Origin of the sequence: Pseudoalteromonas sp. 20-92, assembly GCF_030847595.1 — a bacterium.
Classification (GTDB): Bacteria; Pseudomonadota; Gammaproteobacteria; order Enterobacterales; family Alteromonadaceae; genus Pseudoalteromonas; species Pseudoalteromonas fuliginea.
The window spans coordinates 35,364-47,042 of record NZ_JANJGQ010000009.1 but is presented as its reverse complement, the minus strand read 5'-3'; the positions used below and the strand labels follow the sequence as shown (position 1 = coordinate 47,042).

The window sequence follows — 11,679 nt, the reverse complement described above, 5'->3', positions numbered from 1 at the left end:
TATAGCTAATTTCGGTACATATTAGTATTCGACTTTATTAAAAGGATATTAATACTATGAAATGGAAACTCTTAATTCTAATCACGACTCTATTCACGCTTGTTGCATGTGGCTCTGGTGGTTCAGACTCCAAAACAGTAACTAAACCGCTCAGCACTAACACAAAGCCTGTTGCGGTTATTACCACCGAGCAATCGGAATTTAAAGTAAATACCACCCTCGTTTTTAGCGCAGCACAAAGTAGTGACCCCGATGGCGATGCACTCACCTATCAATGGCAATTAACCAGCAAAAACGAACAAGTAGAAATACCGATTACGGTTAATAATGAAAGTACCGTTGAGTTTTCGGTATCTGAAGCACAAGAGTACCAATTAGTATTAACCGTGAGTGACGGCAAACTTTCAAGCACACCTGCACAAAAACAACTCACCGTTACTGCAAATACCCAACTAATTGCTAACGCAGGCAGCACACAAACCGTTAAACAAGGTGATGTTGTGCTTTTAAATGGCGCGCAAAGTAGCACAACCAGCGGCGCCATTAATCAATACAAATGGCAATTTATTACTAAGCCTGTAGCAAGTAATGCAATGCTTGAAAATGCGACTCAAGTAAAAAGCCAGTTTGTTGCCGACGAAATAGGCGAGTTTAAGGTTGAGCTTACCGTTACTGATTCACAAGGTGATACGGCAAGCACTGTCGTACTCATAAAAAGTGAATCGCTTAATTCTAACTCATCGCCACAAGCGGTTATAAACGTAGAAAATCAAACAATTGCCCCAAATGAAGTTGTTACACTTTACGGTAACCAAAGTACTGATCCCGATAAAAACGATACGCTTAGTTATGCGTGGGCAATTACAGCAAAACCCCAGGGCAGCACGCCTGCTCTTTCAAACATGCAAAATCATACAGCTGGGTTTTCAGCGTCTACAGCTGGAGATTACGCGCTTTCACTCACTGTTACCGATCAACAAAACGAAAGTGATATCGCATCAGTTACTTTAACTGTTACCACAAGCAATAAAGCCCCAATAGCAACACTTGAATCCGAACGTGATATTACGTTAAACGAATCAACCACTTTGCAGTGCCAACAATGCAGCGACCCAGACGGAGATACGCTGAATTATAACTGGCAGTTACAAGCCAAGCCTGTAAATAGTGCATCGCAACTGACTAACAACACATCAGCAACGCCCTCTATTGTTGCCGATAAAGAAGGCGACTACGTTGTAGTGCTTACAGTGTCTGATGGGCAATTAAGCTCAAACCAAGCAACCTCAGTACTGCATGCCAGTAGCAATAAAAAGCCTATTACTTTGGTAACTTATGCAACCTCCATAACAGTTGATGAACAAGTTTTACTTGATGCCTCAAATAGTTACGATCCAGAGGGCCAGCCACTAAGTTACCAATGGGAAATCATTTCGTCGCAAGGCCAAGCAACGCTTAGCAGTAATACAATATCAAAACCAACGTTTAGCGCATCAGTAGAGGGGCAAGTTGTTATTTCGTTACGCACTAACGATGGCGTGCAGTTCTCTGACACAAAAACCCTAACAATTGATGTAATACAAAATGCACTGCCAGTAATTAGCTTCACGGGGGAGCAATCACGCTACGATGTAGTGGGCAATACGGTTAAATTTGATGTAAGCCAAAGTTACGACCCAGAGGGAACCACTCTCGATTACGCTTGGACACTATCAGCCCCTTCAGGCTCGAGCACCAGCTTAAGCAATACAAACCAAAGTATTACCGAATTTATCGCAGATATGACAGGTAGTTACACGCTAACCGTTGTAGCAACTGATGCTGATGGCTTTTCAAAAAGTGTGCAATTTTCAATTACAGTAACTAACTCTGCACAACTTACCGGTCGTATTAAAGGGCAACTCACTAATGTGCAAAAAGCCGCTATAAGCAATGCACAGCTAACAATTAATGGACAGCAGTACAGCACCAACACAAATGGCTTTTTTGATGAAGAGGTTAATTTAGCGCAAGGTGAAAAAATAACGATAACAACAGCAGATCAAAGGCTTGCAGCTGGGGAATATAACTCTGTAGCTATTACGCAAAGCAATTTTACTGTGGATATAGGCCAAAATAGCATGCCCGTTTTACAGGCTGTTGAGGTTTCGGTATTTGTGTGTGCTGAGTTTTCAGGCCCCGACACCGTTAATTTACGTTTTAACATGGTAGATACACTTTTAGCGTCAGATAGCTTTCAATTTAGCTTTGATCAAACAAAACCACTTACTTTACAAAAAAGCGGAAGTACTTACCTCGATAGCGAATTAGATATCGACCTACCTGCATCAGCCGAATTTGAAGTAACAGTAATTGAAACAAACGTTGAAAATACAATCAGCTCAAACATTACTATTTACCATTCTGATTCAGGCCAACCAAGCTCTGCAATTATAAGTATTTGTAATATTTAGCCCCCAAATAAGCCCTTCAACATAAAGTGCTATTTTTAGCCCAGTAGTTATAACCATTAGTGTTATAACTACTGATAAATAAGCAACTTTGAGCCATATAATCCATTGTATTTTATAAGCAGCTAAGCCATTCTAAAAGCCTTGACGTTATTAGGATAAACGCGTGTTAGAAATTGCTTTAATTTACTTAGCAGCAGCCATAGTCGCTGTGCCTATTGCTAAACGAGTCGGACTTGGCTCAGTATTAGGTTATTTAATTGCCGGAATACTCATTGGCCCTTATGCGCTGGGTGTTGTGGGCGATCAAACCGATGTAATGCACTTCGCTGAATTTGGCGTAGTAATGATGCTGTTTTTAGTTGGTCTTGAACTACAACCTTCGCGTTTATGGACATTACGCCACTCTATTTTAGGGCTTGGCGGCTTACAGGTTGTGTTATCGGCAGCGGCTATTTTTGCATTTTGTTATTGGTTTTTTGCCATGCATTGGCAAACCGCACTCGCCATTGGTTTAATGCTCGCGCTCTCCTCTACCGCTATTGTACTGCAAAGCCTTGAAGAAAAAGGCTGGCTAAAGCAAGAAGCCGGACAAAACGCTTTTTCGGTATTGCTGTTTCAAGACATCGCAATTATTCCTATTTTAGCCCTATTGCCACTGCTTGCATTTGCCCCGCAAACTAGCACAAAAGAAATCAGCGATTCGATTATTGCAAGCTGGCCTGTATGGCAACAAGTATGTGTTTCGGTTGCGGTTATTGCCGCTATTATTGCCGGCGGTAAATACGTATCGGCCCCGTTATTTAGATACATTGCTCAAACACACATGCGTGAAATATTTACTATTTTTGCACTGTTTTTAGTGGTCGCTATTGCACTGGTTATGCAAAGTATTGGTTTATCGCCTGCATTGGGAACTTTTTTAGCGGGCGTTGTACTTGCCGAGAGCGAATTTAGACACGAATTAGAAGCCGATATAGAACCCTTTAAAGGCTTACTTTTAGGATTGTTTTTTATAACTGTTGGCGCATCAATTAACTTTGAACTGCTATTTAACGAGTTTAGTACCGTTATAGGCTTAGTGGTTTTACTCATTGTAGTTAAAGCCTGCATTTTATTTGCCCTTGCAGTTACCTTTAAAATTAGCAGCAAACAGCAGTTATTATTTGCCCTAGCGCTTGCCCAAGGGGGTGAATTTGCCTTTGTACTGCTAAGCGTAACCACCACCTTAAGTATTTTAACGCCCGAGCAAACCAGCCTTGTTACCTTAGTTGTCGCGGTATCAATGCTAATAGCGCCGTTATTACTTATGGTTTATGAGCAAATACAAAAACGCAGCAGCAGTGCTTTACCTGAGTTTGATAAGCCAGAGCAAATTAGCACCGCTAAGCACGTAATTATTGCGGGCTACGGACGTTTTGGCCAAATTATGGGGCGTTTACTGCACGCGCAAGGCTACGAAATTACCGTACTTGACCACAGCCCTAGCCAAATAGAATTACTACGCCGTTTTGGCAATACTGTATTTTATGGCGATGCAGCACGCCAAGAACTCCTTGAAGCCGCAGGCGCGCACACAGCGCAAATGCTAGTAATTGCAATTGATAACCCCGATAAAACTATTGAGATAATTAAGTTCGCGCATAAAAACTACCCGCAGCTTAAAATAGTTGCTCGCGCAATCGACCGCCGCCATGCGTATCAGTTACTTAATTTAAAAGTAGATGCGTTTAATCGCGAAACAGTCGACTCAGCTATTAACCTTGCCGTAGAAGCACTCGAGTTACTAGGTAACACTAAGCAAGATGCAGAGCGCGCCGGTAAGCTGTTTAGAGACCACGACCGCGCTGCAGTACTGCAACTTGCTGCATTATGGGGAGACGACGCCAGCTACGGTGTAGCAGTTCGCCAACGCATGGAAGATTTAAAGCAAGTGCTGCAACAAGATAAACAAGCACAAAGCGATTTAAATACCTGCGATAGCGGCGACTGCGAAGACGGCTTAACAGAAGTAGCGAGTAAACCTAAAAAGCCTGATGATGCTCATTTGGAGTAGCGTCTAAAAACTGATATGTGCTATTAGCGTGAGTTAATAGCACTGTGAATAAGTGCTACAATCAAATAAGTTGTCTGAAAGCATAGCTGTACTTTTTAGTTAGTGTTCAAAGCGCTTATATGTTCCACGCCAATCTAAATTTTCAGGATATTTAACCTTATAAGCATTTATTTCAGCCTTAGAAGCGTACTGAAAATAGATAGAAAAATAGTCACTTATGTAGCTTTCGCCGTCACCCATTCTCCAAAATATATCGCTCGGATGATAATTTGGAAATTTAATCCAAGGCGGTTTTGGCGGAGTATGCTTTAACTTATTTTCATAACGCTCTTTAAGCATTTTATTCCAAGCAGCTCTATGCTCTAGATACTTACCCCATTTTTCATCGGTAGTGTTAGCTGGTTTTTCACTTCCCATTGATGAAATAGGTATAAGCATTAAAATAAACACTAAGACGGTGTAAATATTTATAAAATTACGCATGACTAAATATGAGCTTTAATAAATGCTTTTAGTTCTTCTTTTTCGGCTTCGTTTGTAAATGTGCTAGCTGGGATTATTAAAGCCAATAACTTGTCTACAAATATATATAAATCACCTTTATTTTCTTCCATTGCTTCAACGGCTTGCCATTTATAAAAGTAACTTCCAAGATGATTAGTCTCGCAAATGCCATCAGCTTGAAATTCAATTGTTTTATTGCCAATCATTACGCCATTTTCATTGGGGATTGATTGCTCTTTTAACTTATAATTATTGTATAAAAATACAATAATTAATATTAAAAATGGCACTGCTACAATTAACCCACTTGGCCAATGAAAGTCAGAAAGGCGAATAGACTCAACCTGAAAAAAAGTCATAAGAACAACGGCTAGCACAAACCATACAATCATGTTTTTTATAAACCCTAAACCTTTATTATCTTTAGGCGCACACAACTTTTTTATTATAAAATCAGCATAGTCGGTATAATTCTTTTTAGTAACAGTAATAGATTTGAGCATAGTAATGTCCATATAGAACGCTTTTTAGCGCACAATTAAGTTTTGTGTTTAAGTAAATAGCTAACTACAAGCGTGTATCAAGCTTAACCAACTCACCTGATAGTACATCAAAAATATAATAAAGTGCTTCACTCTCCGGCTTGGTATAAATTAATACCATATTATTACTAATTAGCTGATAGCCTTCAATATTATCCATAATAGATTTCAAGCCAGAGCCGTCGTATTCAGAAACTAATAACTCTTTTTGGTCATCACTATTTAAAAAGCCATTTTTATTTGTATCTTTTTGTACAACTGAGAAGATGTTTTTACTTAGAACGCTTTGGTAACTGGTTTCTTTTAATTGAACCGGAGAAAAGCCTACAATTAATACGTTATTTTTGAATAACACTTTGTTTTTCTCGCCAGCTTTAGTAAACATTAAATTTACTGCATTACGACTCAAACTCAGTGCTGATGAAATAATAATCTCAGCATTAGCGCTGTAAGGTTTTTGATTTATTATTTTGTCAGACGTGATTTCTAAAATGTGAACATCTTTGATTTGACCAATATAATTTTTTTGTAACTTTGGTTCTTCATCAAGGGCTACGCTATGTTCAATCACCTGAACCTTAGGCGCAGAATAGCCACTTTTAAAAAGATCACTAATAAGGCTCTTACCAATAGCAAAAATTACAACTATCGCAGCAATAAATAGTAATACCTGATTAGATTTCTCAATAAAATTCATAATACGTGTTCTCAACGCAAACTCCTTATAAACAACTGTTTCACCTTTGGTAATTAATTTTTTACCCATTTTATATTGGTTTGTTTAATACCTAGACCTTGCTTGAAGCTTACAGGAAACTCTAATGTGGGCTTACCAGCCCAGCCTCTTTCAAGATATAAATTGTAGCCGTCATCATTTTTTTCATATGTAACAGCGGACAACCAAATACCATCCCAATCACCTAAAAAATCCAGTTCAGCTAAAGTGTTTGGGTATACCCCATTGCGGGTTTTATGTAGTTCAATTAGAGAAATAGCAGATACAAAGTTTTGTGTACCAAATTTCTCATCGGCCCCAGTTACTTTAAAATCACACCCAGATAGTAATAAAACAAATAAAAGACTAAATATATACCTTGTCATATGAAGCAACTTCTAACTTTGTTTAAACATTGCCGCAGGAAAATAACAAGTGAGTCCATACAAAGCATATAACTAAAAGTACTCGCATTTAATTCCCCATATAACAGCTTTGTTAATAGGCACTGTTGCAAACATCCCTATTGCGTGGACTTCTATTAGTATCAAATAGCGTAAGTTATTGCCAACTATAAATAATTAGTAAAAAGTTATGCTCATTTATAAGAAGGGACGGTTATTCGAGGTATTGTTTAGGCGGAAGTATTTTAAATTCACTTTATTTTAGAGGGCGGTTGGTAGCTCACCACAGCTTGCTGACTGAAGTATAAATCTCCCCCCTAACACAGCAAGCTCGTTTTACGCCACATTAAAACTCAACTAAAACCTAGTGGTGATGCCCGCCTTGAATAGCCTCGCCTTGCTGGTTGTAAAAACCTGTTGCACTGTGCTCAATAAAACCAAGGTTTATCATTTTAGCTAAAAATGGGTCATTTTCGTTATCGCCAATGTCGGCGTAATCGGTGGTTTGAAAACGATCCCACTGTGCAAATTGAGCACTAATTAACGGCTCATCTGTACTTACCTTATTAAGGCTTAGCAATGTACTGGTTTGGTTTTTTTTATTACTAATGCTAAATGTTTTAACTAATTTTGAATGCGTATAAAAGGCGAGGTTAAAGTCGTTGCCATTTTCGCTCAGTGTATAGTTTTTTACTTCATAGCAGCCTGTGCCTTGTGTGCTTACTAGGGTCATTTTTTCGATTAGGTGGTTATCCACCAGCTGGCTTTTAGCACTCCAGTTTTGTACGCCGCGTACCTCAGATGGTTGATATTCAATACCGCGTTGCTGGGCATTAAAGTAACGTATTGGGCGTATTTGATTATTGGCTAAGTGCTGCCAAAGCTCGGTTATTACTTCACTTTGATGCGCTACTTGCTGGTTGTTTCGCCAAAGGGTAAGTGACTCGCTGCTTTGCTGCGCTTTATGACTGTTGGTAATTTTATAATCGGCTTTTAAATGCTTGGCATCAATATCACATTGCGAGGCAAAGCTACTTGTACTCACAAGCGTGGCAATTATTAATAACGCTTTTTTCATTTAGCTATCTCTTATTTATATTTCAGGTTTATGGCAATAACATAACGATTATAAATGTCAGTTTAATGACAAAAACCCCGCACAGTATGCGGGGTTTTTATTTAGATATATTTAACTAAATTTATAACTAGCCGGTATTTATTGCGCTAGTTTTTCGTCTGCTGTTTTTACAAAGTCAGCGGCAAAGTCCATTACATGGAATAAAAAGCTTTGCTCGTTTGTGCCTGTTACCAAGTGTGCACCTGGCCCCATTGCATAAACGCCTACGTCTTCACCGGCATGTGTTTCTGAGCCCATTGGTACCAGTGCTTCTTGATGAAAACCAGGTGTTGTTGTATCAACATCAGTTAAATCAACACGCCCTGTAACCGGTGCAAAGGCATAACCTGCATCGGCATCGGTCTCGCTGCCTAGGTTTCTAAAACCACCACCATTGGTGTAACCAACCGTTGTATAAGGCATATCATCGGCAGCTAAGCTTGCCTCAGTAGCGCCTACTGCAACCACTTTACCTAAAATTGGGTTACCGCGTTTAGGGTAACCGGCAATGGTAAATACATGGCTGTGATCGGCAGTTACAACTATTAATGTTTCTTCTGGGTTGGTGTTTTCCATCGCCACTTTAACGGCTTTGGCAAGCTCAATGGTGTCGTTTAACGCGTTATAAGCGTTACCCGCATGATGCGCGTGGTCAATTCGACCCGACTCAACAGTTAAGAAAAAACCTTGCTCGTTGTTATCAAGTACGTTTATTGCTTTTTCGGTCATTTGTGAAAGCGAAGGCTCGCCTGCAACATCGTTTGCGCGGTCAGCTTCGTACTGCATGTGGGATTCGTTAAATAAGCCTAACACTTTAGTGGCGTCGTTACTTATTGCATCAAAACCGGTTTGATCCATTACGTAAGTGCCATTTGGATACTGCGTTTTCCACTCTGCGGTTAAGTCGCGGTTATCTGTACGATCCCCTTCAACTGCACTTACTGCATCGGCTGAATTAAACGCGGCATCTTTTGGTAAAAAGTGACGACGACCGCCGCCCATTACTACGTCAATACCGTCTACATCAACACCACTAAAGCGTACTTCTAGGTTGGCTTCAAAGTTCACTAGTTGCGATGCAATGTCTTCACACGTTGCAGCGCTTTCTGGCATATCGGAGATATCTTCCCAGTTACGCTCTGCCGATTTAGCATACGTTGCAGCGGGTGTTGCGTGAGTAATACGCGCTGTAGAAATAATCCCTGTTGCTTTGCCTGCAATTTCAGCAAGCTCTAACGAGGTAACAAGTTCGTGCCCTTTGCCTGATGCACAATTACCACGTTCAACCGCTTCATCAATACCAATAACGCCTGCGTCGGTTTTAACACCCGATGCCATTGCAGTCATAGTGCCTGCCGAATCTGGCGTTTGCGCATCTACGTTGTATGTTTTTACAAAGCCCGAAAAAGGCATAGTTTCAAAGCTTAACTGGTGTTCTTCACCCATTTCACCCTCTAACTGACCCGCTAAAATACGTGCTGCGGTTATGGTAGAAATACCCATACCATCGCCCACAAATAAAATTACGTTTTTAGCTTTGCCTGATTCAGTAACAATGTTGCTACTGGCTGTTTGTGCAGCACCTAATTTTGTTTGTGCTTCACTAAACCATGTATTACTAGTGAGTGAAGCTAACTGCTCGCTTGTTAACGCCGTTGCAGGTGCATTACACACTAAATTAGTTGAGTTAACTTCGTTGCTATCTAGCATGTCGTTATTATTGGTATCTGCGCCTACTTGCGTCTCTACACCGCCATTAATACACTGCTCAGAGCCCACTGCAATAGCGTTATCTACTGCGATAATATTGTTTTCATTTTTGTTATCGTCACTCGAGCAACCTGCAAGCGCGACCATTACTGCCAAAGAAAGTACCGTTAATTTGTTCATGTTAGCCGCCATTATTGCTGAATTAGTTCAAGAGCTTGATTAATTAGATGAAATACAACGTTTTGTTCAATTACACCTTGGGCTAGCTGAGCACCAGGACCTTTAGCATGCAGTGAAATATCTTCACCTGCGTGTGTTTCTGACCCCATTGGTACAGTTGCTTCTTGGTGAAAACCTGGGGTTGTTGTATCAACGCCATTTAGCTCAACACGCCCTGCTACAGCAGCACTTGTGTAACTTGCATCAGCATCAGTCTCGTCGCCTAGGTCTCTAAAACCTAAACCATTTGCGTAACCGACTGTGGTGTACGGCATATCGTCAGCAGCTAGGCTTGGTGTTGTTGCACCTACTGCAACTACTTGACCTAAAATTGGATTACCACGCTTAGGGTAGCCTGCAATAGTAAATACATGACTGTGATCGGCGGTGACTAAAATAAGGGTTTCTTCTGGATTGGTGTTATCTACCGCTGCTTGCACGGCTTTAGCAAACTCAATGGTGTCGTTAAGCGCGTTGTACGCATTACCCGCATGATGCGCGTGGTCAATTCGGCCCGACTCAACCGTTAAGAAAAAACCGTTATCGTTTTTACCAAGCACTTCAATTGCTTTAGTGGTCATATCGGTAAGCGAAGGCTCGCCCGCTACATCGTTTGCGCGGTCAGCTTCGTATTGCATGTGGGATTCGTTAAATAAACCAAATACTTTAGTGGCATCGTCTGCTATTGCATCAAAGCCTGTTTGATCCATCACGTACGTAGCATCTGGGTATTGTGTTTGCCACTCAGTTACTAGGTTGCGCTCGTCAGTGCGGTCGCCTTCAATAGCACTTACTGCATCTGTTGAGTTAGCTGTTTCGTCTTTTGGTAAAAAGTGACGACGACCGCCACCCATTACAAAATCAAGACCGTCTACGTCGGTCCCTACAAATCGTGCTTCCAGGTTTTTTTCAAAGTTAACCAGTTGCGATGCAATGTCTTCACAGCCACCCGTTACGGCATCTTCTGGCATATCGGATACGTCTTCCCAGTTACGGTCAGCCGATTTAGCATACGTTGCAGCAGGGGTTGCATGAGTAATACGTGCTGTAGAAATAACGCCGGTAGATAGCCCTTTAATTTCAGCCAATTCAGTTGCGGTTATTAGCTCGTTACCAGCTACTGTTGAACACACGCCGCGTTCAATATCTTCATCTACACCAATAACGCCCACATCGGTTTTCACACCCGAAATAATAGCCGTCATCGTGCCTGCTGAATCGGGAGTTTGCGCATCTACGTTATACGTTTTAACTTGTGCAGAGTATGGGAACTCTTCAAAGCTTAAATAACCTTCTTCGCCAGGTTGGTTATTACGCTGCCCTTGCAAAATACGCGCGGCGGTAAGAGTAGAAATACCCATGCCATCGCCCACAAATAAAATAACGTTTTTAGCTTTAGTGGCTTGTGTAGCCTGCGCTTGTGCTGTTTTTGTTGTTAGTTTAGTTTGCGCAGCGCTATACCAGCTGCTGTCTTTTTGGCTTTGCGGTAGTACATCTGCATGGCTCACTGCGCTAAACGTTAACGTTAGCGCGATTGCCGCAGCGACTTTTTTAATTTTCATTCATAATTCCCATTGTTTAGTGGTTATTTTTTGCTTGAAGTTAAAAATCTCAAATGAGTAACCGCTGCACTATAGAAAAAAGATATGACTAAAAAAGGTAATTTTGGTGAACAAAAAGTGACTAATATTTTACAAAAAAAAGACATAAAAAAGCGCAGCATGTTAAATGCTATAACTCTGGCTTAAAGCGACTGAGTTACACTCGCCTATGTTGATAGAACTGAGTATCGCCCGTATAACAAGTAGTTACTTTTCACCTTTTATATAGTGATTAAAAACGCCAATAACCTTTTGTTATTTTTTAATTACGCTTGCCTCCATAAATATAAAAAGGGGTAAAACCCATCAAAGTGGACATAAAATCGATTATTTAAATAATTACTGAAACACTTTGGATTAC

At 40.6% G+C, this 11,679-nt stretch carries 9 protein-coding genes; 2 read left to right on the top strand and 7 right to left on the bottom strand.

The annotated features are described in order from the left end of the window. Nucleotides 1-56: 56 nt before the first annotated feature. Together NRL14_RS10205 and NRL14_RS10200 are read left to right on the top strand one after the other, a co-directional pair. Complete coding sequence (locus NRL14_RS10205) at nucleotides 57-2,453, top strand: PKD domain-containing protein (protein ID WP_306724584.1); 2,397 nt, start codon at nucleotides 57-59, stop codon at nucleotides 2,451-2,453. Between the two features lie 163 nt (nucleotides 2,454-2,616). Next, a complete protein-coding gene (locus NRL14_RS10200) occupies nucleotides 2,617-4,506 on the top strand; it encodes a monovalent cation:proton antiporter-2 (CPA2) family protein (RefSeq protein ID WP_306724583.1) in 1,890 nt (629 codons plus the stop codon). Nucleotides 4,507-4,605: 99 nt separating this feature from the next. Here NRL14_RS10200 and NRL14_RS10195 read toward each other — a convergent pair whose 3' ends face one another. From NRL14_RS10195 to NRL14_RS10165, 7 genes are all read right to left on the bottom strand, one after another. Beyond that, a complete protein-coding gene (locus tag NRL14_RS10195) occupies nucleotides 4,606-4,989 on the bottom strand; it encodes a hypothetical protein (protein WP_008136064.1) in 384 nt (127 codons plus the stop codon). 2 nt (nucleotides 4,990-4,991) lie between these two features. Then, on the bottom strand, nucleotides 4,992-5,513 hold the full coding sequence (locus tag NRL14_RS10190; RefSeq protein ID WP_008136062.1) for a YcxB family protein: 522 nt from the start codon (nucleotides 5,511-5,513) through the stop codon (nucleotides 4,992-4,994). 64 nt (nucleotides 5,514-5,577) lie between these two features. Next, nucleotides 5,578-6,318, bottom strand: coding sequence for a hypothetical protein (locus NRL14_RS10185; protein WP_008136061.1), 741 nt, complete (start codon nucleotides 6,316-6,318; stop codon nucleotides 5,578-5,580). After that, nucleotides 6,303-6,653: a hypothetical protein gene (locus tag NRL14_RS10180; RefSeq protein WP_306724582.1), complete on the bottom strand. Its 351-nt coding sequence runs from the start codon at nucleotides 6,651-6,653 to the stop codon at nucleotides 6,303-6,305. Before NRL14_RS10180 ends, NRL14_RS10185 begins: the two co-directional genes overlap by 16 nt. 382 nt (nucleotides 6,654-7,035) lie before the next feature. Continuing rightward, nucleotides 7,036-7,749: a hypothetical protein gene (locus NRL14_RS10175; protein ID WP_306724581.1), complete on the bottom strand. Its 714-nt coding sequence runs from the start codon at nucleotides 7,747-7,749 to the stop codon at nucleotides 7,036-7,038. 138 nt (nucleotides 7,750-7,887) lie between these two features. Further along, the gene (locus NRL14_RS10170) at nucleotides 7,888-9,678 is read right to left on the bottom strand and encodes an alkaline phosphatase (RefSeq protein WP_306724580.1); all 1,791 of its coding nucleotides are present in this window, start codon (nucleotides 9,676-9,678) and stop codon (nucleotides 7,888-7,890) included. 11 nt (nucleotides 9,679-9,689) lie between these two features. Continuing rightward, a complete protein-coding gene (locus NRL14_RS10165; RefSeq protein ID WP_306724579.1) occupies nucleotides 9,690-11,279 on the bottom strand; it encodes an alkaline phosphatase in 1,590 nt (529 codons plus the stop codon). Nucleotides 11,280-11,679 lie beyond the last annotated feature (400 nt).